Raw genomic sequence first — 22,416 nt, 5'->3', positions numbered from 1 at the left:
TCAACTTATGAATACCTCTAGTCCTTGCGAAGCAGCGCGGCGCGGGGGCATTCGGCTATCGACTGCTCGGCCAGATCCTCCTGGTCGGCAGGCACCGGATCCTCCTTCACCACCGCGTAGTCCTCGTCGTCGAGATCGAATAGGTCAGGCGCGATTCCCACGCACACGGCGTTACCTTCACACCGATCGCGGTCAACTTCAACTCGCACGACAACCTCCTAGCAGTTACCTCAGTTGGGCTGTTTCCTGAGCAGTCCCCACAATACGACCACGTCGATGGCCCGCTCGCGGTAACCGTCGCTGGATTCCAAGACTAGAACGTGTTACAACCAGGAAAGGCAGACGGGTCTGCCGTCGGGTCGATGACACACCTAAGGACGACGCAATGCGGATCGGCTATACCCCCGAGCAAGAGGAATTGCGCCGCGAGCTGCGGTCGTATTTCACCAAACTCATGACCCCTGAGCGCGCCGAGGCGCTGGCGTCCAACGACGGGGAGATGGGGCGGGGCAACGTTTACCGCGACACCGTCGCGCAGATGGGCAAGGACGGCTGGCTGACGCTGTCGTGGCCCAAGGAGTTCGGCGGCCAGGCGCGCTCACCGATGGACGGCCTGATCTTCAACGACGAGGCCGCGATCGCGAACGTTCCGGTGCCGTTCCTGACCATCAACAGCGTGGCGCCGACGATCATGGCGTTCGGCACCGACGAGCAGAAGAAATTCTTTCTGCCCAAGATCGCGTCGGGTGACCTACATTTCTCCATCGGCTATTCCGAGCCCGGCGCCGGAACGGACCTCGCGTCGCTGCGCACCACAGCCGTGCGCGACGGCGATGACTACGTCATCAACGGCCAGAAGATGTGGACCAGCCTGATCGCCTACGCGGACTACGTCTGGCTGGCCGTGCGGACCAATCAGGAAGCCAAGAAACACCGCGGCATCTCGATGCTGATTGTGCCGACGACGGCTGAGGGCTTCTCCTGGACGCCGGTGCACACGATGGCAGGCATCGACACCAGCGCCACGTACTACCAGGACGTGCGCGTGCCGGCGACCAGCCTGGTCGGCGAGGAGAATGCGGGCTGGAAGCTGGTGACCAACCAGCTCAACCACGAACGAGTGGCCCTGGTCTCGGCACAGCCGATCTTCTTGGCGCTCAACGGTGTTCGCGAATGGGCGCAGAACACCAAGGATATCCACGGGAATCGGCTGATCGATTCGGAGTGGGTGCAGCTGAACCTGGCGCGGGTGCACGCGAAGGCCGAGGTGCTCAAGCTCATCAACTGGGAGTTGGCCTCCACGGAGGACGCCGCGCCGTCGCCCGCCGACGCGTCGGCGGCCAAGGTGTTCGGCACCGAGTTGGCCACGGAGGCGTACCGGCTGCTGATGGAGGTGCTGGGTTCGGCGGCGACGCTTCGCACCGATTCCCCGGGGGCGCTGTTGCGCGGGCGGATCGAGCGGATGCATCGCTCCTGCCTGATCCTGACGTTCGGCGGCGGCACCAACGAGATTCAGCGCGACATCATCGGCATGGTCGCGCTCGGCCTGCCCCGAGTGAACCGGTAAGGACTAACAATGGATTTCACCAACACAGAGGCCGCCGACGACCTCGGCGGACTGGTGCGCACGATCACCGAGTCGGTGTGCACACCGGAGCGCCAGAAGGAGCTGGACACACTCGACGAACGCTTCGACCGCGATCTGTGGCGCAAGCTGATCGATGCGGACGTGCTCAGCACCGCGGCTCCGGAATCGTTGGGCGGTGGGGGTTTTGGCGTTCTGGAGCAGGTAGCGGTGCTCGTCGCGCTCGGTCGGCAGATGGGCGCAGTGCCCTATCTCGAATCAGCGGTCCTCGGTGCAGGCGCGATTGCGAAGTTCGGCTCGGAGGCGTTGCAGCGGGACTGGGCGACCCCGGCGATCAACGGTGAGAAGATCCTCGCCGTGGCGCTGGACGGCGATATGGGTGAGGGGCCGGTGCAGGCTACCCCAAGCGGCACCGGTTACCGGCTGACCGGAAGTCGTACGCAGGTTGGCTACGGTCCTGTCGCCGACGCTTTTCTCGTGCCGGCTGAAACCGACTCGGGGGTCAAGGTTTTCCTCGTCAGGACTGACGACGACGGGGTCACCGTCACCTCTTTGGATACCACCGGCCACGGCAGCGTCGGGCATGTCGAGCTGCAGGGCGTCGAGCTCGACGCGGACAGAATCGTTGGCGGCGACGACGTCGTCGCCTGGCTGACCACCCATGGAACACTGGGCCGCAGCGCATTTCAGCTCGGAGTGCTCGAGCGCGCGTTGGAACTCACCGCCGAGTACGCCCGCGAGCGCCAGCAGTTCGACCGGCCGATCGGAAGCTTCCAGGCGGTCTCGTCACGGCTGGCCGACGGCTACATCGACATCAAGGGGCTGCGGCTGACCCTGACCCAGGCGGCATGGCGGCTCTCGGAAGATCTTCCTGCCGACATTGACGTGAGCAGTGCGGCGTTCTGGGCGGCCGACGCGGGACATCGAGTCGCGCACACGACGGTGCACGTGCACGGCGGCGTGGGTATCGACAAGGATCATCCCGTGCATCGATACTTCCTTGCTGCCAAGCAAACGGAGTTCGCGGTCGGTGGCGCGACGGGTCAGCTGCTGCGGATCGGCCGGGAACTGGCTGACACGCCGGTGTGAATCCGCGGACGCGAGGAGCAATATGAATCCCGCGTCGGGGAGCGAGCTTCCCACCGTAACCTCGCTGATCACACCGCTCGTCGAGGCCGACGACCGCGGCGTGTTCTTTGAAGATTCGTTCACGAGCTGGCGTGACCACATTCAGCAGGGCGCTGCGGTTGCGGCCGCCCTGCGCGCACGAATGGATCCGTCGCGGCCACCGCACGTGGGTGTGCTGTTGCAGAACACGCCGTTCTTCTCGTCGCTGCTCGTCGCCGCCGGCCTGACTGGGATCGTGCCCGTAGGCCTCAACCCGATCCGGCGTGGCGCTGCGTTGGAGCGCGATATCCGGCACGCGGATTGCCAAGTGGTACTTGCTGATTCGGCCTCGGCCGTGGTCGTCGGCGACATCGACCACATCGACGTCGACTCGCCGCAGTGGGCAGCCGAGGTGCGTGAGCACGCCAACGCGCCGGTCATCGCTCGCGAGGCGAGCCCGCTGGACACGTTCATGCTGATCTACACGTCGGGAACCAGCGGTGACCCGAAGGCGGTGATCTGCAGCCACGGCAAAGTCGCGATCGCCGGCGTGATGATGACCGAGCGCTTCTCTCTGGGCCGCGACGACATCTGCTACGTGTCGATGCCGCTGTTCCACAGCAACGCCGTGTTGGTGGGGTGGGCGGTGTCGCTGGCGTGCCGGGGCTCAATGGTGTTGCGGCGCAAGTTCTCCGCGTCGCAGTTCCTGCCGGACGTTCGCCACTACGGCGCAACCTACGCCAACTACGTCGGCAAGCCGCTGTCTTACGTGCTGGCCACACCGGAGCGTCCGGACGATGCCGACAACCCGCTGCGGGCGGTCTACGGCAACGAGGGAGCGCCGGGCGACGTCGACCGGTTCGCCCGTAGATACGGCACGGTCGTCGTCGACGGATTCGGTTCTACTGAGGGCGGAGTGGCGATCGGCCGCACCCCGGACACTCCGCCCGGCTCGCTGGGGCCGCTGCCCGACGGGACCGAGATCCTCGACGTCGACACCGGTCAGCCGTGCGCGCCCGGGGTAACAGGGGAGCTGGTCAACGCCGCAGGCCCGGGCCGGTTCGAGGGCTATTACAACGACCCCGCAGCGGATGCCGAGCGAATGAGGGACGGCATGTATCACAGCGGTGACCTCGCATACCGCGACGAGAACGGCTACGCGTATTTCGCTGGGCGACTTGGCGACTGGATGCGCGTGGACGGAGAGAACCTCGGTGCCGCCCCGATCGAGCGGGTGCTGCTGCGCCACCCGGATGTCATCGAGGCCGCGGTGTACGGCATACCGGCCCCTGACGTCGGCGATCAAGTGATGGCCGCGCTGGTGCTGGCCGACGACGCCACCTTCGATGTCGAGGCGTTCCGCGAGTTTCTGGCGGCACAGTCCGACCTCGGCCGCAAGCAGTGGCCGTCGTTCGTGCGGGTCGGCGGCGATCTACCGCGCACTGAGTCGTTCAAGATCATCAAGCGCGTCCTGAAGGCGGAGGCCACCGACTGCGCCGACCCGGTGTTTCCCATCAGCCGCTGACGCCCCCACTAACTCCCGCTCCCGCCCCGCTGTCCGCCGAGACTGCTGTGAGATCGCCAATTCGGCGAAAATCGCGATCTGGCAGCAGTCTCGGCGGCGGGGTTACTGGTAGAAGGACTGGATTTGAGCGGCGTGCCGTTCGTGGAATGACGACTCAAACCACGGCACATTCGACGATGGATGCGACGACGACGTCTGAACAGGCACCGTCGGAGGGGGCCAGACGGCCGCGGCGTGGCCGGCTCCCGCGGTGCCCAGCGCGATCAACGCGGGAGCAGCGGCCAGGACGGCGCCAGCGGTCACGCGACGCATCCAGTTGTTCTTCTTCATGGTGAATTCTCCGGTCTTCGTTGGCTTTTGATTGGGGAATACGTGAGCTGGTTACATAGAAGGCGTGGGCTATCGCGAGTACCTGCCGCCCGAGCACCTGCGTCACCTCGTCGAGGGCGGGTCGACCGCGCGGGGTGTGCGATTCCGGCGGGGTGCGTTACCGCGTCTGCTGGGTATCCCGGCAGCAGAGCTGCGGAACAGCAGAACGCCACTTGGTGATGTCACGACGATCGCTGTGCCCCAAGGTGTTTCGCTTGTCGCGCTGGTGGAGACGCTGGCGTCGCGGCCCCGTCGCGCGAGGCCGCGCCTTGGTCCGTCGGCCAGCTTTCCCACGTCTCCCGCGCGCTTGCGAGCGGCGCGGCGGTCGGTGCGGTCGCCGATGACATCGGCTGGTCCAGCCGAACCTTCCACCGTCAGTGTCTGGCTGTCTACGGGTACGGCCCGTCGACACTGCGCCGCGTCCTGCGGTTTCGTCTGGCGACGCGGCTACTGGCGTGCGGCGTCGCGCCCGGCGACACCGCCGCGCGCGCAGGCTACGCCGATCAACCTCATCTGCACCGCGAGGTACGCTCTCTCGCCGGCGTGCCGCTGAATCACTTCGTCAGCGGCGCGAACAGGTCGACGGTGGTGCCGTCCGGGTCGGCGACGGTCGCGTAACGCTGACCCCACGGCGCGTCGAACGGCGCGAGCTGGCTCGGGTGACCATCGGAGGACAGGCGCTCATAGAGTTCGTCGACCTCTGGCGGTGTGGCTACCCCGAACGCGAGCGCGACGCGGCCGGCCGACGACGGCGGAGTCCAGCCGGGGTGCATGCCCGCGATGGTCTCCTCGGTGTCGAATGCGAGCCTGTTGCCACCTGGCAATTCGACCTCGACGTGCGGTCCGTCCGGTTCAGGCACGGCCAACCCGAGCAACCTGTAGAACGCCAACGAACGCGCCAGGTCTTTGGCCACGACCTCCACTACGACAGCAGTTATCTCAACACTCATGGGGCTCACGCTATGACGCGCGGGGACCTGTGTCGTGAACGAATCGGACAGAAATTGGGTCTGCCCTAACGCGGCATCTCCCGAACGGATTACCGGCTCAAGTTGAAGACGCGCTGGGCGTTGCCCTTCAGATAGTCGCCCGTGGCTTCCTCGGTCAGCCCGAGAGCGTCGAGCCCCTCGAGGGCGTGTTGGTGTCCGATCATCGGATAGTTGCTGCCGAACAAGACCTTTCGCTGACCGGTCCCAGTCCGCATGAACCGGACCAACTCGTCGGGTAGCCGCTTCGTGGTGTACGCGGAGGTGTCGATATAGACGTTCGGATGCTTGCGTGCGACGGCCACCATCTCCTCTGTCCACGGATACCCGACATGCCCGCAGACGATCACGAGTTCCGGAAAGTCCAGCGCCACCTCGTCGATGTACGGGATGGGCCTGCCGGTCTCGGAACGCCGCATCGGCCCCGTGTGGCCAACCTGGGTGCAGAACGGCACACCCAACTCGACGCACTCGGCGAACAGCGGATAGTAGCGACGGTCGGTGGGCGGCAGACCCCACAGCCACGGCATCAGCCGCAGCCCGACGAAGCCGTCATCGCGAACCCGGCTGCGCAGCTCGCGAACCGCAGTCATCGGAGTCTCGAGGTCCACGGTGGCAAGACCGGCAAACCTGTTGGGATACTTGCCCACCCACGCGGCGACGTCGTCATTGGAGACGAGGTCGAGACCGTTGGGCCCGCGCCACGCCGTCAGCAACCCGATGTCCACACCGGCGGCATCCATCGACTCCACCGTCGCCTCGGTCGGGATCTCTGCGTCCTTGTCCGGCATCGTGCCGGCGGTCCACCGCCGCAGCGGGGCCAGCATGTCGTGACGCAGAAGTCGAAGGGTGGGAGGCTGCATCCACACATCGATCGTCATATCGACCGACTGTAGACCTGAGACCTCAACCCTCGCGGATGCCGTCGAGGCGCCTCGTCGCGTCCTCGAAACCCTCGACCAACTCCGCAATGATGTCTGCGACAGGCCGGATTTCGTTCATCCGGCCTACGATCTGGCCTACCGGCATCGCAACCGCGGTGGGATCGGACGACTCGCTCATCCGTTGGTGCGCCTCGCTGACGAGGATGTTCTGCAGCGGCATCGGCAGCGGTTCGGGTGCGTCCGGCGCATCCCACGCGTCGGTCCACCTGCTCTTGAGAAGCCGCGCTGGCTTGCCGGTGTAGATCCGGCGGCGCACGGTATCGCTGGATGTGGCGCCGAGCAGCGCTTGTTGGATCACCGACGTGCCCGCCTCGGTGCGGTACCCGAGGTCGTATTCGGCCGACGTCAAGAACGCCGAACCCATCCAGACACCGGATGCGCCCAGTGCCAGTGCCGCAGCGACTTGACGTCCGGTGCCGATTCCGCCGGCGGCAAGAACCGGCGCTCTACCCTCAAGTGCGTCAACGATTTCCGGCCACAGCACCATCGAACCGATTTCACCGGTGTGACCACCGGCCTCGTGACCCTGCGCGACGACGATGTCGACGCCGTTGTCGACGTGGCGCAGCGCGTGTTTGGCGCTGCCCGCCAACGCCGCCACCAGCACACCGGCCGCGTGAACCTGGTCGATGACATCCTTGGGCGGCGACCCGAGCGCGTTGGCAATCAGCTTGATCGGATGCTTGAGCGCCACCTCGACGTGTGAACGCGCGACCGAATGCAGCCATCCCAGAACGCCTTCCGGGCGGGCCTCGCCATCGGGCAGCGGCGGCACTCCGAGATCGGCCAGTGTCTTGCTGACGAAATCCCAGTGGTCCTGAGGAATCAGCTTGTTGATGTCGACGGCCGTGCCCTCGGTCGGTATCTTCGCCGGCATCACGACGTCGACGCCGTAGGGCTTCCCGTCGGTGTTCTGGTCCATCCAACCCAGCACGGCTTCCAGATCGTCGGCGTCGTTGAACCGCACACAGCCGAGCACACCCAGGCCCCCGGCTTTGCTGACCGCGGCGGCCACCTTCTCCGACGGGGTGAAGACGAAGATCGGGTAGTCGATCCCGAACCGGTCACACAGCTGCGTGCGCATGTGCCTATCCCGTCGCCCGCTACGTCTTCGCGCTGACGTGTTTGGTGCTCACGTCGTCGGCCTTCCGCTGCTCGGTCTGCTCTTTGGCCCATCGGTAATCGGGCTTGCCGGCCGGCGAGCGCTTGACCTCGTCGACGTACCAAAGACTGCGTGGCACTTTGTATCCCGCGATCTCCGAACGCACGAACGAATCAAGGTCGGCCAGCGTCGGACGGGTGCCCTCGCGGGCGTGGACGACCGCGGCGACGTGCTGGCCGTATCGCTCGTCGGGCACCCCGACGACAAGTGCGTCGAACACGTCGGGGTGGCCCTTGAGCGCGGCTTCCACCTCTTCGGGGTAGATCTTCTCGCCGCCGCTGTTGATCGACACGGACCCGCGCCCGAGCATGGTGACACTGCCGTCGGCCTCCACCTCGGCGTAGTCACCGGGGATCGCGTAGCGGACGCCGTTGTAGGTCTTGAATGTTTCGGCGGTTTTCTTGTCGTCCTTGTAGTAGCCGACGGGGATGTTGCCTTTCTTGGCGATGACGCCGCGTACCCCCGAACCGGGCTTGACCTCATTGCCGTCGTCATCGAGAACGACTGTGCGGTGGTCGATCGCGACGCGCGGGCCGCCCATGTGGTGCTCGCCCTTCGCGACGATGCTGGTGCCCCCGAAGCCGGTCTCCGACGATCCGATCGAATCGGTGATGATCCGGTCGGGCAGTAGCTCGAGCAGCTTCTCCTTGATGCTCGTCGAGAACAATGCGGCCGTGCTGGCCAGCAGGAACAGCGACGACAGGTCGTAGTCCTCGCCTTTGGAGTGTGCGGCTTCCAGCGCGTCAAGCAGTGGCCGGGCCATCGCGTCGCCGGTGAAGAACAGCAGGTTCACCTTGTGCTCGTGGATCGCTCGCCATACCTCGTGGGCGTTGAATTCCGGTGCGAGCACAGTGGTTTGGCCGGAAAAGAGCGACATCCACGTCGCCGACTGCGTGGCGCCGTGAATCATCGGCGGGATGGGATAGCGGATCATCGGCGGATTGGCCGCGGCTGCCTTAGCGAGGTCGTGCTCGTCCTTGACGAATTCGCCTGTCGCGAAGTCGGTTCCGCCGAACAGCACGCGGTAGATGTCCTCGTGGCGCCACATCACGCCCTTCGGGAACCCAGTGGTGCCTCCCGTGTAGAGCAGGTAGATGTCGTCGGGGCTGCGTTCGCCGAAGTCCCGCTCCGGTGAGCCCTGCGCCAACGCGGAATAGAACTCAACACCGCCGTAACGCTGATAGTCGTCGTCGGAGCCATCCTCGACCACCAGGATCGTCTTGACGTTCGGGGTGTCAGGAAGGACGTTTGCGACGCGGTCGGAGTATTGGCGCTCGTGCACCAGCGCGACCATGTCGGAGTTCTCGAAGAGGTAGCGCAGCTCGCCCTCGACATAGCGGAAGTTGACGTTCACGAGGATGGCGCCGGCTTTGACGATGCCCAGCATCGCGATCACGATCTCGATGCGGTTGCGGCAGTAGAGACCGACCTTGTCGTCCTTCTTGACGCCCCGGTCGATCAGGTAGTGCGCGAGGCGGTTCGCCTTCTCCTCGAGCTCGGCGTAGGTGATCTGCTCTTCACCGCAGATCAGGGCGACGCGGTCAGGCACGGCGTCGATGGCGTGCTCGGCGAGATCTGCGATATTCAGGGCCACGGACCCCAAATTAGAACGTGTTACAGTTTTTTACAAGTTGTCACAGCTGGACAAGTCTGTAGGAAGGCGATGGTTCGTGAGCGAAGCAGACGGTAGCCCCGACGCCATCATTGAGCAGCGGGGCCACACTCTCATCCTGACGCTGAACCGGCCGGAGGCGCGCAACGCGCTGTCCACCGAGATGCTCGAGATCATGGTCGAGGCGTGGGACCGCGTCGACAACGATCCTGAGATCCGCACATGCATCTTGACCGGCGCGGGCGGTTATTTCTGCGCGGGCATGGACCTGAAGGCGGCCACCGCGAAGCCGCCGGGTGACTCCTTCAAGGACGGTAGCTACGACCCGTCGCGCATCGACGGTCTGCTGAAGGGCCGCCGGTTGACCAAACCGCTCATCGCCGCGGTGGAGGGGGCCGCGATCGCGGGGGGCACCGAGATCCTGCAGGGCACCGACATCCGGGTGGCCGGGGAAAGCGCGAAGTTCGGTGTGTCCGAGGCGAAGTGGAGCCTGTACCCGATGGGTGGCTCAGCGGTCCGCCTGCCTCGTCAGATCCCCTACACGCTGGCCGCGGACATCCTGCTCACCGGGCGGCACCTGACCGCCGCCGAGGCCAAGGACATCGGGCTGATCGGCTACGTCGTGCCCGACGGCCAGGCGCTGGAGAAGGCACTCGAGATCGCCGAGACCGTCAACAACAACGGGCCGTTGGCGGTGCAGGCGATCCTGAAGTCGATCCGCGAAACCGAGGGCATGCCGGAGAACGAGGCGTTCAAGATCGACACGCAGCTGGGCATCCAGGTGTTCCTGTCCGACGACGCCAAGGAAGGACCGCGGGCGTTCAAGGAGAAGCGCAAGCCCGAATTCAAGATGCGCTAGCTTTTTGCGCGAGCGTGCGTGTCTGCGGGCGACACGCCGGCTTCAGTACCTACATCACGCACGCTCACGACACGAACGGCATTTCGATCAAACGCGAATTCCGTCGTTCGCGCCGCCGCGAGCGTGCAGTTTCTGCCGCGAAACATCGGTGTGTCGCCGCAGACGCGCACGCTCGCAGGGTAGTGGGCGCGCCACGCCCTAGAGTGGTTTGCCATGGCCCAGGCCCCGGGGGAGGGCGCCGAAGTAACCCCGATGTCTACCAAGCAGGTCGCGTTCATGATGGCGGCGTTGCTTGTGGCCGTGATGACGACCCAACTCAGCGCGACCATGCTCGCGCCTGCGATCCGAGAGATCGAGACCAAATTGGGAACGGGCTCGTTCGCAGCAATGTCGACGTACTTCTATCTCGCGGGAGCAGTCGCCAATGTGGTGCTGATCAGATGGAGTGACTTCATCGGACGCAAACGCATGTTGGGCAGCGTGCTGGCAGTGGCGTGTGTGGGCACAGCGCTCTGCGCCGTAACCACCACTCTGTCGCTGGTGCTGGCGGGACGGTTCCTCCAGGGCGTCGTCAATGTGACGTTCGGGCTGACGTTCCTTATCCTGCGAGAACGTCTGAGCGACAAGACCTTCGGATTGTGCGCCGGCATCGTCACAGCCGTGAGCGGAGGAACCGCCGGTCTCGATGGCCTACTCGGCGGCTACATGTCCGACCACCTCGGCTACCGGTCGATCTTCATGCTGATCGGTGTGGTCGGCGTCGTGGGCGTGGTGCTCTGCGTCCTCGCGGTGCCCGCAGACGACCCCGAGCGAGTCGCGCCGGGCCGAATGGACTGGGTGGGTGGCGCGCTGATCGCGATGGGGGTCGCGGGCGTCAACCTGTTCTTCTCGTCGGGCACGCGATCGGGATGGTCGTCGCCGCTCGCGCTCGGGTTCATCGTCGCGGCGATCATCGCCCTGGTCGCGCTCGTCGTCGTCGAGAAGAGGACGGCGCGTCCGTTGGTGAACATCGGTCAGCTGGCATCGCGACAAGCGTGGCCGTTGCTTGTAGTGATCCTTCTGAACATGGGTTCTTTCATGGTCGTGCTCGGCTTCATCGTGCCGTTCATTGCGGAGGATCTGGACTCAGGCTTCGGGCACAACGGGCTGACCACGGCGCTGTTGTTTCTCACTCCTGCCGCGATCCTGCAGCTGATTACCGCGCCGTTGGCGGGGCGTATCGCTGTGCGGATCGGCTTCGTGACGCTGCTGCGCATCGGCCAGATCGGGGCATTGACCGCGACATCGCTGCTGGCGATCTTCTCGCACAACCAGGTCCTGGTCGCGGTATTCGTCGCGCTGCTAGGGCTCACGTACCTGGGGATTGCGGGGACAGCGATAAGTGTCCTGGGTGTCACACAGGCTCCTGCGGACGAACCGGGGTCGCTGCCAGGTATCGCGAACGCCTCGTTCGGGATCGGCGCCTCGCTGGGCTACACGTGGGCCGGCTTCATCGTGGGCTCCGGCACGTATTCAAGTTTTCAGTTGTCACTGTGGATTTGCGTTGGGGCGGGTGCATTCGGCTTGGCGGCGAGCCTCCTCCTGCGACCGAGGACGAAGTCCACAGCGACGAACCCGCCTGTCCCGCAGCATGGTTGACATGCCCCCGCTAGGGGAGCTTCGTACAAGGCTTCCGATATTCGATCTCGGACGACACCCAATGCTTCCATTGGTCGGGAGTCATGTTCGCGGATAGCTTTGCGCAAAGCCCGTCGGTGCTGGCCGTAGCCGGCCAACTGCGCACCATCGTATCGCTGCCTCCCGATAGGTATCGCAAGCCGTCGGGGCTGAAGCGCACGGTCGCCACCGAGCCGATGTGCCCAGGCATCGGACTCCCCATTGGTCGAAGCTCGTCATTGGCAATGCTCCACAGTCTGACCGTGCCGTCCACGCTCGCGGACACGACGTGTTTGCCGTCGGAACTTACGTCGATCGAGGTGATCATGTTTCCCTCGGGCACGGTTTCGCTGATCGAAGTGCCGTTCTTGACGTCCCACAGGTGAAGAGTGTTGTCACGGCCAGCCGAGATAAGCCGATCACCGCTGGGTGCGAAAACGAGCAAGTCGACGAACTCCTGATGACCGATCATGGGTTTGCCAATTGGGTCGCCACTCCTGACGTCCCACAATTGGATGGTCTTGCCGATAGAAGCTGCTAGCTGCTTGCTGTCAGGGCTAAATGCCACGGCATTCACCTCCCCCCGATGATCGGCTATCTCCGCGGGGTCGGGCGAATCACTGCGGTCGATTTCCCACACCTGCGCGAATTCTTGGTCGCTACAGGGCGCGGCCACAAACTTGCCGTCCGGGCTTAACGCGATAAGGCCTACCGGCCAGCATGTTTCGAGGGTCTGCGGCGCCGCCCGCGGGTCATTGCTATCCCAGATCTGCACCGTGGCGTCAGCTCTGCTCACGAGGAGGCGTCCATCAGGACCGAAGTCCGCCCCCGTTACTGGCATGCCCGGAGCTGCCAACGCCCGCATTACGGTGTTGTCGGATGCCTTCCACAACGCCACCAGGCCGTCCCAACTAGCCGACGCGAAGAGGTCGCGATCCGGGCTGAACGCGACTGAACTCACCAATTTGGAGTGATTCGCCAACGGCTGGCCCTTCACGATGTCGAGCACGCGAATGGTGTGATCGTTGCTCACCGCAACGATGTGACCGTCCGCGCCGACATTTACCGCCACCCCGCCATCCCATCCGGTCAGCGAATCGCCAAGCTGTTTCCGGTCCGCGACGTTCCACATCCTGACGGTCTTGTCGAAACTGCCGGACACCAGCCAGCGGCCGTCGGGCGTAAACAGGGTGTTGATGACGGCAGCTCGATGCCCCTCGAGTGTCCCGAGCCGCTCGCCGGTGTCGGCATTCCACAGCTGAATCGAGCCGTCCCAGGCGGCCGTCGCAATGGTGACGTTGTCAGGGCTCCACGAGACACCCAGCTGCGTGGTGAATTGCTGCGGGAAGATCCGGTCGATCATCTGCCGTTTCGCGACGTCCCAGAGCCTCAAGATCGCGTCATGACCCACAGAAGCCAGTCGTGTGCCGTTCGGATCGAACGCCAAAGCGAGCACTCCCCCGGAATGGCCTTCAAGCGTCGCGACGAGTTGGGGGCCGCTGTCATGCACTTCCCAGAGCCGGATCTTGGAATCCGCACTCGCCGACGCAAGGAGGCTGCCATCGGGGCTGAACGCAACGGCATTGACAACACCATCGTGAACTCCGGGTTCCCCAATTTGCTTACCCGTGTTGGCATTCCACAATCGAATCGTCTTGTCGGCGCTAGCCGTCGCAATCGTGCGACCGTCGGAACTCCACGCAACCGCACGCACCACATCGTCGTGTCCGGCTAATGGCGATCCGACGGGCTGTCCTGTCTCTAGGTCCCACATTCGCACCTCCTTCGTGCCGCCGCCGATGACTATTCTCTTGCGGTCCGGACTGGTCGCTCCGCCGTAAGCCGGAGCCCCGGTGTCGATGATCTTGACCACGTTGGCCTTTGCGACGACCGCGTTGTAGAGCGCGCCGTCATCAGGATGCTTGGTGATTGTGCGGGCGGCGAGTAACTGCTGAAGGGCTTGTACGTCGTTGCCCGACGTGCTGTTGCTCAGCATCGAGTTGGCCTCGGCGGTCAAACGTGCGGCAACCGCTTCATCGCGCTGCTCGACGGCAGACTGCCGCTGCACGAGCGCGATAACGCCGGCGGCGACCGCGACGATAGTGAGGATCGCTAACGCCGCGACCGCGGCGGCTCGCAGGCGGCGAAACTTACGCTGCTCTCGCAGATCGTCGCTGACCAGTTGGTCCTTGTCCTTGCCGTGCAAGGGTGCGGCCAGGGCGGTCATCTTGCCCTTGAAGGACCCTCCGGTGTGATTCCACGGAGGACCGTCGCCGCTTACGTCAAGGAAAAACGGCTCGGCGGGCAACGCGCCGGGCTGCGTCAAGAAGGGTGGCGCAGCATCGGAGGTCGCCGAGTCGAAGCACCGATTGGTTGCGTCCCAATTGAGCCGACCATCGGCAAGCACTAGTAGCGGCTGCGGTCCTTGGCGTTGCTGGAGCCAGTAGCTGATCTCGGCATTCACCCATTTCGACTGGGCCGCGGTGGGCGACAACACCACGATCATGGCGCGCGCTCCGTCCATCGCGGCGGTGATCTTGGCCCACAGGTCGGGGCTGGCTTCGAGGTTTGTGTCGTCGCGGAAAACACGCAACGCGCGCAACTGTCCGATGCGACGACCAATCCGGTGCAGTGCTTTTTGGACGCCGGCAGCTACCAAACGATCCTCGTGCGCATAGGACAAGAACGCGTCGTAATGCGCAGGCTTGTTCGAAACAGTCTGCGGCCCATAGGTTTCCACTCGCTCGGGTACCGAGTGCATGAAAGCCCCCAGATGACGCTCCGACTAATCGGCTCAGTTTGCCACATGTGCGGCCGCGACCGGTCCCGATCAGCTAATGGATCGAGCTGGCGGCCAGCGCTCGACGAGAGCGGAGTTAATGCACGCGAATCGTGAGAACCGTGCATCAAGTCTGCGCTCGGCGACAGCGCGTCCGCTCTAAGCGCCGACTGGCTTACTGGGCGTGAACCTCACCGGCATCCGCTCCAGCCCGCTGACGAAGTTCGCCGGGCGCAGCGGCAGCGCCGAGTCGGACACCAGCTGCATATCAGGCAACCGCTGCAACAGTTTCGTCTGCATGATGGACAGCTCGAGCCGTGCCAGCTGGTTTCCTAGGCAGAAGTGCGTACCGAAACCAAATGCCAAGTGGTTGTTCGGGTTTCGGTCGATACGGAAGTTCTCGGGATCGCCGAACACCGCCTCGTCGAAGTTCGCCGACTCGAACAGAAGGATGATCATCTCGTCCTTCGTCAAGTCGGTGCCGTGGAATGTCGTGTCGGCCATCACCTTGCGAGCCATGTTCTTCACCGGAGCCGTCCAGCGCAGCATCTCCTCGATCGCAGCTGGAAGAAGGCTGAGATCACCGACCAGGCGGGCATGCTGGTCCGGGTGGCGCAGCAGCTGCGCGGTGCCTCCCGACAGCGTGTGCCGCGTGGTCTCGTCACCGCCGATCAGCAGCAGCAACACTTCGGTGACGATCTCGTGGTCCGCCAGCTTCTCGCCGTCGACCTCGGCGTGCACAAGCACGCTGACCAGGTCGTCGGTCGGCTCCTTCTTCCGATCGGCCATCATGCGGCCCATGTACTCGGTGTACGCGGCGAACGCGTCCATCGAGACCTGAAAGTCTTCCTGTGACGTGGTGCTGCTCAACACGCTGACCATGTCGTCTGACCACTTGAGGAACATCTCGCGGTCTTCCGGAAGCACACCGAGCATGTCACCGATGACGGCCATCGGAAGCGGCGCGGCGAGGTCCCAGACGAAGTCGCACTCCCCCTTTTCGCACACCGCATCGATGAGCCTGTCGCATAGCGCGGTGATCGAGCCCTCCAGATCCTTCACACGCTTGCGGGTGAACCCGCTGTTGACGAGCTTGCGCCGCAACAGATGTTGGGGATCGTCCATCGCGATCATCATCGGGGGCGCATCTTGGTCCGGCCGGATACCGCCGGCGTTGGAGAACAACTCGGGCGTGCGCTCGGCGTCGATCACAGCCTGGTAACTCGCCGCCGCGGCCAAGCCGTTGCGGTCCCGAAACATCGGCTCGTTCTCGCGCATCCACTTGTAGACCGACCGTGAGTCTCCGGCGTAGAAACTGCCGTCGGTCAGATCCACATCCGGCTTCGTCGATACCGTCATCAGAGATCCCTTCCGCCCACGACCACGGCGTCACCGAACGACATTTGCACGTTGTCAATGGAACTCGACAGCATCGCACGCTTCGGGAGGCCGAGCGATGCGAGCTCCTTCGCATAGGGGTGGTCCCCGAGCCACATCCGCACTCCGCCGGGTCGATTGCGCGAGCCCGTCAACGACATCTCGAACGGGGTTTCCCGCAGCACGCCGTCCCGGTACGAGTAGCTGCGTTGCGCCTGCGTGCGCGGGGTCAGCCGCACCGGCAGGCCGGGGCGGAATTCCATGCCCACCACCAGCTGACCGTCGATGTGGAGATCGAAACCGAATTGCCGTCCATCTCGAATCGTGAAGTCCGACATCACTTTCGGATAGCCCCAGATCTTCGTCCCCGCTTCCAGCGTGAACTCCTGGTCGACGGGCAGATGATGGATGAACGCGCCGGCCGACTGCAGCGCGCGGGGCCCACTCGCCGTCGAACCCGGCGGATTGACCATCACATTGGTGCCGTACTCGTAGTACTGACCGAGATCGCCATCGACGTAGTGCATCAGCATCAAGACCACCACCGCGCGGCCGGGCAGATAGCGGCATACCTGAAGTCCGCTGTAGTCGATCATCTCCTGCGCAGCGTCGGCGTCGACGGAGAACATCGCCATGTGCTGCTCGGCCTTGCGGATGTCCACCGGCATCGTCACGACGGAGCCGGCGATCACGTGCTGTGGCGTCGATGAGCCGCTTGGGCGAAGAGCAGGAGACATGGCGCTCACTGTAGAACGTGTTCTAATTCATCGACAAGGAGCGATGAGCCGCTTGCGCGAAGAGCAGAGGGCACATGCTCAGATCAGCGCAGCGAGCTCCTGGATCTGTTCGGCATTACGCCCGTTCACCACCATCATCGTGACGCCCGCCGCCTCCCACACCTCGATCTGCTTACGCACGTAGTCGACGTCGCCCACAATCGCCGCGTCGTCGACCAGCTCGTCGGGGATCACCTTCGCGGCCTCGTCCTTGCGCTGGCTGCGGAACAGCGAGGTCACATCCTCGACGACCTCCGCATAGCCCATACGGCGGTAGACGTCGGCGTGGAAGTTGGTGTCCTCGGCGCCCATGCCGCCCATGTACAGCGCGAGGACCGGTTTCATCGCCTCAAAGGTCGCGGGGCGGTCGTCCGTGATGACGATGTTCGCCGTAGCGCAGATCTCGAAATCCTGGCGGCTGCGCCGGGCGCCCGGTCGCGCGAACCCTTCGTCGAGCCACTCGTTGTACGTGTCCGCCATCCGTGGGGTGTAGAAGATCGGCAGCCAGCCGTCACATATCTCGGCGGCCAGCGCGACGTTCTTCGGCCCCTCGGCGCCGAGCATGATCGGGATGTCCGGGCGCAGCGGGTGCGTGATCGGCTTGAGGTTCTTGCCGAGTCCGGTGGTCCCCTCGCCGGTCAACGGCAGTGGGTAGTGCGGGCCGACGCTGGCGACGGGCGCCTCGCGCGCCCACACCTGGCGCACGATGTCGATGTACTCACGCGTGCGCGCCAACGGTTTCGGGAACTTCTGGCCGTACCACCCCTCGACCACCTGCGGGCCAGACACACCGAGCCCGAGGATGTGCCGGCCGCCGCTCAGATGGTCCAGGGTCAGTGACGCCATCGCGCACGCTGTCGGCGTGCGCGCGGACAACTGAACCACCGACGTGCCCAGCCGCATCCGATGCGTCGCGGATCCCCACCACGCGAGCGGAGTGAAGGCGTCCGATCCCCACGCCTCGGCGGTGAACACCGTGTCGAAGCCCGCCTCCTCGGCTGCGCTCACCAACTCCGGCGCGTTCGTCGGCGGCTGCGCGCCCCAATATCCGAGCTGAAGGCCTAACTTCATTCCAGCCCCCTTTCCGGGACGTCGTGGACGCGCCTTGAATCCATTCTTAGAACCTGTTCTACTCGATGCCGTGACCACCAGCCAAAGCAGCCCGGTGCAGATCGACCCACATGAGTCACCTCTTTCGGCACCATTGCGGCTGTCCTTCGACTACACCCGTTCAGTCGGACCGCTCCTTGGCCAGTTCTTCACCGCACTGCGCGAACGGCGCATCCTCGGGGTGCGCGGTTCGGACGGTCGAGTGCTGGTTCCACCTGCAGAGTATGACCCCGTCACCTACGCGCCTCTGACCGAGGTCGTGCCCGTGGAGAGCGTGGGCACCGTGGTGTCGTGGACGTGGCAGGCCCACCCTCTCGAGGGCCAGCCGCTGGACCGCCCGTTCGCGTGGGCGTTGATCAAGCTCGACGGCGCCGACACCTCGCTGCTGCACGCGGTGAGCGCGGATTCACCCGAGGACGTGAGCACCGGTGCCAGGGTGCACGCCCACTGGGTCGACGAGCCGGTGGGAGCGATCACCGACATCGCCTACTTCGCGCTCGGCGACCAGGCCGAGCCTGTGCCCGACGCGGCCGGCGACCTCGAGCCCGTGACCATTCAGGTGTCCCCCAGCGCCATCGAGATCCAGCACACCGCTTCGCTTCCCGAGACCGCATACCTCAAGGCGCTCAAGGAGGGCAAGCTGCTCGGCGGGCGTACCGGCAACGGCGGCAAGCTGTATTTTCCTGCCCGCGAAGCGGATCCGGCTACAGGCAAGGTGCTCGACGAGTTCGTCGAACTGCCCGACAAAGGCACTGTCACCACCTTTGCGATCATCAACATCCCATTCGCGGGCCAGCGCATCAAGCCGCCGTACGTCGCCGCCTACGTGCTGCTCGACGGCGCCGACATCCCGTTCCTGCACCTGGTTTCGGACATCGACGCCAACGATGTGCGGATGGGGATGCGGGTGGAGGCGGTGTGGAAACCGCGCGAGCAGTGGGACTTCGGCATCGACAATATCGAGTATTTCCGGCCCACCGGCGAACCGGACGCTGACTACGACACCTACAAGCACCATCTGTAAAGGGACGCACCTAAATGACTGACATTGCTGTAGTCGGCTTCGCTCACGCGCCCCATGTGCGCCGCACCGACGGCACCACCAACGGCGTCGAAATGTTGATGCCGTGTTTCGCCTCGATCTATTCCGAACTCGGCCTGCAGCAGACCGATATCGGGTTCTGGTGCTCGGGATCGTCGGATTACCTTGCTGGACGCGCATTCTCGTTCATCTCGGCCATCGACTCGATTGGTGCCGTGCCACCGATCAACGAATCGCACGTCGAGATGGACGCAGCGTGGGCCCTCTATGAGGCGTACATCAAACTGCTGTCCGGCGAGGTCGAGACAGCTTTGGTGTACGGGTTCGGAAAATCCAGTGCGGGGACTCTGCGCCGGGTACTCGCCATGCAGACAGACCCGTACACCGTCGCGCCGCTGTGGCCGGATTCGGTGTCGATGGCGGGCCTTCAGGCCCGGCTGGGTCTGGACGCCGGCAAGTGGACGGCCGAGCAGATGGCACAGGTGGCTCTGGATTCGTTTGCGGTTGCAGAGCGCACCGATTCGGAGAAACCCGCCAAGACGATCGACGAGCTGCTGGGCCGGCCGTTCTTCGCGGATCCGTTGCGCCGTCACGACATCGCGCCGATCACCGACGGCGCATCGGCGATCGTGCTCGCTGCCGGCGACAAGGCCCGCGAACTGCGCGAAAACCCGGCCTGGATCACCGGCATCGAACACCGCATCGAGACGCCGGTACTGGGTGCCCGCGATCTGACCACGTCGCCGTCCACGGCCGCGTCGGCGCAGGCCGCCACTGGAGGGGACGCTAGCTCGATCGAGGTCGCCGAGTTGTACGCCCCGTTCAGCCATCAGCACCTGATCCTGACCGAGGCGATCGGGCTGCCGTCGACCGCAAAGGTAAACCCGTCCGGTGGGGCGCTCGCCGCCAACCCGATGTTCTCGACCGGCCTCGAGCGCATCGGTTTTGCCGCTCAACACATCTTCAACGGTGCTGCGAGCCGAGTCCTGGCGCACGCCACCAGCGGCCCTGCGCTGCAACAGAATCTGATCGCCGTGATGGAGGGCAAATAGTCATGGCTAAGCAACTCGCCGCGGTCCTGGGCACCGGGCAGACCAAGTACGTGGCCAAGCGCAAGGACGTGTCGATGAACGGCCTTGTGCGCGAGGCTATCGACCGCGCGCTGGCCGACTCGGGCTCCACGTTCGACGACATCGAAGCCGTCGTCGTCGGCAAGGCACCCGACTTCTTCGAGGGCGTCATGATGCCGGAGCTGTTCATGGCCGACGCGATGGGCGCCACGAACAAGCCTCTGATCCGCGTCCACACCGCCGGCTCCGTCGGCGGCTCCACCGCGATCGTCGCCGCCAGCCTCGTGCAGTCCGGCAAGTACCGCCGCGTGCTGACGATGGCATGGGAGAAGCAGTCGGAGTCGAATGCCATGTGGGCGTTGAGCATTCCCGTGCCGTTCACGAAGGCCGTAGGTGCCGGCGCGGGCGGATATTTCGCCCCGCACATTCGGGCCTACATTCGGCGCGCGGGTGCACCGGACCACATCGGGGCGATGGTGGCGGTCAAGGACCGTCTGAACGGCGCCAAGAACCCGCTCGCGCATCTGCACCAGCCCGACATCACGCTGGAGAAGGTGATGGAATCGCCGATGCTGTGGGACCCGATCCGCTACGACGAGACGTGCCCGTCGTCGGACGGCGCGGCGGCGATGGTAATCGGCGACGAGCAGGCTGCTGATGCCCGCGTCGCCGAAGGCCATCCTGTCGCATGGATCCACGCGACCGCGCTGCGCACCGAGCCGCTTGCGTACGCCGGCCGCGATCAAGTCAACCCGAGGGCGAGCCGCGACGCCGCGGCAGCGTTGTGGAAGTCGGCGCGCATCAAGAGCCCCATCGACGAGATCGACGTCGCCGAGGTGTACGTGCCGTTCTCCTGGTATGAGCCGATGTGGTTGGAGAGTCTCGGCTTCGCTCCGGAGGGAGAGGGCTGGAAGCTGACGGAGGCCGGCGAAACCGCGATGACGGGCAAGATCCCGTTCAACCCCTCAGGTGGTGTGCTGTCCTCGAACCCGATCGGCGCTTCGGGGATGATCCGGTTCGCCGAGTCGGCGATCCAGGTGATGGGCAAGGCTGGCGACCATCAGATTGAGGGGGCGCGAAAGGCTCTCGGCCACGCGTACGGCGGTGGCGCGCAGTACTACTCGATGTGGGTTGTCGGTTCTGACAAGCCGGAGAAGGCCGAATGACCCGCATGAAGTACACGTGCAGCATCGCGATGGGCCCGATCGACCAGCTGGTGGAGATCGCCAAGACCGCAGAGGAAGTGGGCTTCGACTCGATCGCACTGCCCGATTCGCTGTTCTACATGGAGAAGCAGTCGGCGGACTACCCGTACACCGCTGACGGTTCGCGGATGTGGAACGAGGACACGCCCTGGGTCGACCCGCTGATCGCGGCGGGTGCGATGGGCGCGGTCACCTCGACGCTCGAGTTCTACACGAATGTCATGAAGCTCGGTTCGCGCAATCCTCTGCTGCTCGCGCGGCAGGTGGGCTCGGTCGCGAATCTGACCAACAACAGGTTTGGGTTCGGCGTCGGGATCGGCTGGGCGCCTGAGGAGTTCGAGTGGTGCGGCGTTCCGTATGCGAAGCGGGGCAAGCGCGTCGATGAGATGATCGGGGTGATCAAGCTCGTACTGGACGGCGGCATGGTCGAATTCCACGGCGAGTTCTACGATTTCGACCGGCTGCAGATAAGCCCGGCTCCCAGCAAGCCGGTGCCGTTCTACGTCGGCGGGCACACCGAGGTCGCGCTGAAGCGCGCCGCGCGGATCGGCGATGGCTGGACGAGCGCGATGATGACGTGCGACCAGTTGGCCGAGACCATCCGCACCCTCAACAAGTACCGTGACGAATACGGCCGCGCCGAGAAGCCGTTCGAGTACCAGGCCGTGTGCATTGACAAGTTCGGCGTCGACGGACACCGCGAACTCGCTGCGGTCGGCGTCACCGACAACATCGTGATCCCTTGGGTTTTCGACGGGCTGGGCTTCGATGCGCCGATCGACAAGAAGAAGGACTCGATGAAGCGTTTCGCCGATACCTACATCCACTCCGGATGGCAGCAATGACGGACACGCCTGCGCATCTGGCGGGCAAGCGCTCCCGCGAGGCCGTCGCGGCCAGGGACAAGCAGGCGTGGCTCGACGTCTTCGCCGACGATGGAATCGTCGAAGATCCGATCGGCCCCTCGCATTTCGATCCGGACGGCAAAGGGCATCGCGGAAAGGAAGCGATCTCTGCGTTCTGGGACATGGCGATCGCGCCCACCGACAAGATCGAGTTCGACTTCGTGAACACCTATCAGTGCGGCAACGAAGAGGCCAACGTCGGCTCGATCCTGATCACCGCGGCCGGGTATCAGGTGACTGCGGACGGGGTGTTCACCTACCGGGTCAACGCCGACGGCAAGATGGCCGCCCTGCGGGCGTACTGGGAGGTCGACCGCGCCACCGAGAGCGCGCGCAAGCTCTGACTC

21 protein-coding genes are annotated in these 22,416 nt (G+C 64.7%); 11 read left to right on the top strand and 10 right to left on the bottom strand.

The window, feature by feature from the left end:
- Nucleotides 1–17: 17 nt before the first annotated feature.
- Entirely contained in the window at nucleotides 18–209 is a 192-nt protein-coding gene (locus tag QOH60_RS15135) for a ferredoxin (protein ID WP_526421697.1), read from the bottom strand.
- 176 nt (nucleotides 210–385) lie between these two features.
- Between QOH60_RS15135 and QOH60_RS15130 the strand changes: the two genes are divergently transcribed.
- The 3 genes from QOH60_RS15130 to fadD17 are packed head-to-tail and all read left to right on the top strand — an operon-like array spanning nucleotide 386 to nucleotide 4,217.
- Entirely contained in the window at nucleotides 386–1,567 is a 1,182-nt protein-coding gene (locus QOH60_RS15130) for an acyl-CoA dehydrogenase family protein (protein WP_526421695.1), read from the top strand.
- Nucleotides 1,568–1,576: 9 nt separating this feature from the next.
- Nucleotides 1,577–2,674 carry an acyl-CoA dehydrogenase family protein gene (locus QOH60_RS15125; protein WP_526421693.1) on the top strand — a complete coding sequence of 366 codons (1,098 nt, stop codon included), beginning with the start codon at nucleotides 1,577–1,579 and terminating at the stop codon, nucleotides 2,672–2,674.
- Between the two features lie 22 nt (nucleotides 2,675–2,696).
- The gene (gene fadD17 / locus QOH60_RS15120) at nucleotides 2,697–4,217 is read left to right on the top strand and encodes a long-chain-fatty-acid--CoA ligase FadD17 (protein WP_526421691.1); all 1,521 of its coding nucleotides are present in this window, start codon (nucleotides 2,697–2,699) and stop codon (nucleotides 4,215–4,217) included.
- A gap of 102 nt (nucleotides 4,218–4,319) precedes the next feature.
- Here the strand turns inward: fadD17 and QOH60_RS15115 are convergent, their stop codons facing one another.
- Nucleotides 4,320–4,547: a hypothetical protein gene (locus QOH60_RS15115; protein WP_526421689.1), complete on the bottom strand. Its 228-nt coding sequence runs from the start codon at nucleotides 4,545–4,547 to the stop codon at nucleotides 4,320–4,322.
- 384 nt (nucleotides 4,548–4,931) lie between these two features.
- On the opposite strand from QOH60_RS15115, the gene QOH60_RS15110 reads away from it, so the two are divergent.
- Entirely contained in the window at nucleotides 4,932–5,204 is a 273-nt protein-coding gene (locus QOH60_RS15110) for a helix-turn-helix domain-containing protein (RefSeq protein ID WP_526421709.1), read from the top strand.
- On the opposite strand, the gene QOH60_RS15105 is transcribed toward QOH60_RS15110, so the two are convergent.
- From QOH60_RS15105 to fadD19, 4 genes are all read right to left on the bottom strand, one after another.
- Nucleotides 5,141–5,536, bottom strand: a complete 396-nt coding sequence (locus QOH60_RS15105) for a VOC family protein (RefSeq protein WP_526421687.1) — start codon at nucleotides 5,534–5,536, stop codon at nucleotides 5,141–5,143. The genes QOH60_RS15110 and QOH60_RS15105 overlap by 64 nt on opposite strands.
- 89 nt (nucleotides 5,537–5,625) lie before the next feature.
- The gene (locus QOH60_RS15100) at nucleotides 5,626–6,453 is read right to left on the bottom strand and encodes an amidohydrolase family protein (RefSeq protein ID WP_526421685.1); all 828 of its coding nucleotides are present in this window, start codon (nucleotides 6,451–6,453) and stop codon (nucleotides 5,626–5,628) included.
- Nucleotides 6,454–6,478: 25 nt separating this feature from the next.
- Nucleotides 6,479–7,600 (bottom strand): NAD(P)H-dependent flavin oxidoreductase, encoded by a 1,122-nt coding sequence (locus QOH60_RS15095; RefSeq protein WP_526421683.1) that lies wholly within the window; start codon nucleotides 7,598–7,600, stop codon nucleotides 6,479–6,481.
- A gap of 19 nt (nucleotides 7,601–7,619) precedes the next feature.
- Nucleotides 7,620–9,272, bottom strand: coding sequence for a medium/long-chain-fatty-acid--CoA/3-oxocholest-4-en-26-oate--CoA ligase (gene fadD19, locus QOH60_RS15090; protein WP_526421681.1), 1,653 nt, complete (start codon nucleotides 9,270–9,272; stop codon nucleotides 7,620–7,622).
- A gap of 76 nt (nucleotides 9,273–9,348) precedes the next feature.
- On the opposite strand from fadD19, the gene QOH60_RS15085 reads away from it, so the two are divergent.
- Together QOH60_RS15085 and QOH60_RS15080 are read left to right on the top strand one after the other, a co-directional pair.
- On the top strand, nucleotides 9,349–10,149 hold the full coding sequence (locus QOH60_RS15085) for a crotonase/enoyl-CoA hydratase family protein (protein WP_526421679.1): 801 nt from the start codon (nucleotides 9,349–9,351) through the stop codon (nucleotides 10,147–10,149).
- A 213-nt stretch (nucleotides 10,150–10,362) separates the two neighbouring features.
- On the top strand, nucleotides 10,363–11,787 hold the full coding sequence (locus QOH60_RS15080) for an MFS transporter (RefSeq protein WP_526421677.1): 1,425 nt from the start codon (nucleotides 10,363–10,365) through the stop codon (nucleotides 11,785–11,787).
- A gap of 10 nt (nucleotides 11,788–11,797) precedes the next feature.
- Here QOH60_RS15080 and QOH60_RS15075 read toward each other — a convergent pair whose 3' ends face one another.
- From QOH60_RS15075 to QOH60_RS15060, 4 genes are all read right to left on the bottom strand, one after another.
- Nucleotides 11,798–14,566: a TIR domain-containing protein gene (locus QOH60_RS15075; RefSeq protein ID WP_526421675.1), complete on the bottom strand. Its 2,769-nt coding sequence runs from the start codon at nucleotides 14,564–14,566 to the stop codon at nucleotides 11,798–11,800.
- 177 nt (nucleotides 14,567–14,743) lie between these two features.
- A complete protein-coding gene (locus QOH60_RS15070; protein WP_526421673.1) occupies nucleotides 14,744–15,943 on the bottom strand; it encodes a cytochrome P450 in 1,200 nt (399 codons plus the stop codon).
- Nucleotides 15,943–16,698 (bottom strand): acetoacetate decarboxylase family protein, encoded by a 756-nt coding sequence (locus QOH60_RS15065; RefSeq protein WP_526421671.1) that lies wholly within the window; start codon nucleotides 16,696–16,698, stop codon nucleotides 15,943–15,945. Before QOH60_RS15065 ends, QOH60_RS15070 begins: the two co-directional genes overlap by 1 nt.
- A 78-nt stretch (nucleotides 16,699–16,776) precedes the next feature.
- Nucleotides 16,777–17,808 carry an LLM class F420-dependent oxidoreductase gene (locus QOH60_RS15060; protein WP_526421669.1) on the bottom strand — a complete coding sequence of 344 codons (1,032 nt, stop codon included), beginning with the start codon at nucleotides 17,806–17,808 and terminating at the stop codon, nucleotides 16,777–16,779.
- 70 nt (nucleotides 17,809–17,878) lie between these two features.
- Here QOH60_RS15060 and QOH60_RS15055 point away from each other — a divergent pair, with 70 nt between their 5' ends.
- The 5 genes from QOH60_RS15055 to QOH60_RS15035 are packed head-to-tail and all read left to right on the top strand — an operon-like array spanning nucleotide 17,879 to nucleotide 22,413.
- Nucleotides 17,879–18,871 carry a Zn-ribbon domain-containing OB-fold protein gene (locus QOH60_RS15055; RefSeq protein ID WP_526421667.1) on the top strand — a complete coding sequence of 331 codons (993 nt, stop codon included), beginning with the start codon at nucleotides 17,879–17,881 and terminating at the stop codon, nucleotides 18,869–18,871.
- A gap of 14 nt (nucleotides 18,872–18,885) precedes the next feature.
- Nucleotides 18,886–19,941, top strand: coding sequence for a beta-ketoacyl-[acyl-carrier-protein] synthase family protein (locus QOH60_RS15050; protein WP_526421665.1), 1,056 nt, complete (start codon nucleotides 18,886–18,888; stop codon nucleotides 19,939–19,941).
- Between the two features lie 2 nt (nucleotides 19,942–19,943).
- Nucleotides 19,944–21,125, top strand: coding sequence for a thiolase family protein (locus QOH60_RS15045; RefSeq protein WP_526421663.1), 1,182 nt, complete (start codon nucleotides 19,944–19,946; stop codon nucleotides 21,123–21,125).
- 5 nt (nucleotides 21,126–21,130) lie between these two features.
- A complete protein-coding gene (locus QOH60_RS15040) occupies nucleotides 21,131–22,009 on the top strand; it encodes a TIGR03619 family F420-dependent LLM class oxidoreductase (RefSeq protein ID WP_526421707.1) in 879 nt (292 codons plus the stop codon).
- Nucleotides 22,006–22,413, top strand: coding sequence for a nuclear transport factor 2 family protein (locus QOH60_RS15035; protein ID WP_526421661.1), 408 nt, complete (start codon nucleotides 22,006–22,008; stop codon nucleotides 22,411–22,413). The genes QOH60_RS15040 and QOH60_RS15035 overlap by 4 nt, the downstream gene beginning before the upstream one ends.
- Nucleotides 22,414–22,416: the final 3 nt, after the last annotated feature.

Source organism: Mycobacterium sp., assembly GCF_032159765.1.
GTDB lineage: Bacteria > Actinomycetota > Actinomycetes > Mycobacteriales > Mycobacteriaceae > Mycobacterium.
Note: the sequence above shows the minus strand (reverse complement) of the source record. Positions and strands in the feature narration are given on the sequence as shown.

Coding starts and splice junctions, on each gene's coding strand:
- QOH60_RS15040 (WP_526421707.1), top strand. CDS start 21,131: ATGAAGTACACGTGCAGCATCGCGATGGGCCCGATCGACCAGCTGGTG.
- QOH60_RS15100 (WP_526421685.1), bottom strand. CDS start 6,453: ATGACGATCGATGTGTGGATGCAGCCTCCCACCCTTCGACTTCTGCGT.
- QOH60_RS15095 (WP_526421683.1), bottom strand. CDS start 7,600: ATGCGCACGCAGCTGTGTGACCGGTTCGGGATCGACTACCCGATCTTC.
- QOH60_RS15075 (WP_526421675.1), bottom strand. CDS start 14,566: ATGCACTCGGTACCCGAGCGAGTGGAAACCTATGGGCCGCAGACTGTT.
- QOH60_RS15045 (WP_526421663.1), top strand. CDS start 19,944: ATGGCTAAGCAACTCGCCGCGGTCCTGGGCACCGGGCAGACCAAGTAC.
- QOH60_RS15125 (WP_526421693.1), top strand. CDS start 1,577: ATGGATTTCACCAACACAGAGGCCGCCGACGACCTCGGCGGACTGGTG.
- QOH60_RS15060 (WP_526421669.1), bottom strand. CDS start 17,808: ATGAAGTTAGGCCTTCAGCTCGGATATTGGGGCGCGCAGCCGCCGACG.
- QOH60_RS15115 (WP_526421689.1), bottom strand. CDS start 4,547: ATGAAGAAGAACAACTGGATGCGTCGCGTGACCGCTGGCGCCGTCCTG.
- QOH60_RS15105 (WP_526421687.1), bottom strand. CDS start 5,536: ATGAGTGTTGAGATAACTGCTGTCGTAGTGGAGGTCGTGGCCAAAGAC.
- fadD17 (WP_526421691.1), top strand. CDS start 2,697: ATGAATCCCGCGTCGGGGAGCGAGCTTCCCACCGTAACCTCGCTGATC.
- QOH60_RS15065 (WP_526421671.1), bottom strand. CDS start 16,698: ATGTCTCCTGCTCTTCGCCCAAGCGGCTCATCGACGCCACAGCACGTG.
- QOH60_RS15080 (WP_526421677.1), top strand. CDS start 10,363: ATGGCCCAGGCCCCGGGGGAGGGCGCCGAAGTAACCCCGATGTCTACC.
- QOH60_RS15130 (WP_526421695.1), top strand. CDS start 386: ATGCGGATCGGCTATACCCCCGAGCAAGAGGAATTGCGCCGCGAGCTG.
- QOH60_RS15035 (WP_526421661.1), top strand. CDS start 22,006: ATGACGGACACGCCTGCGCATCTGGCGGGCAAGCGCTCCCGCGAGGCC.
- QOH60_RS15050 (WP_526421665.1), top strand. CDS start 18,886: ATGACTGACATTGCTGTAGTCGGCTTCGCTCACGCGCCCCATGTGCGC.
- QOH60_RS15070 (WP_526421673.1), bottom strand. CDS start 15,943: ATGACGGTATCGACGAAGCCGGATGTGGATCTGACCGACGGCAGTTTC.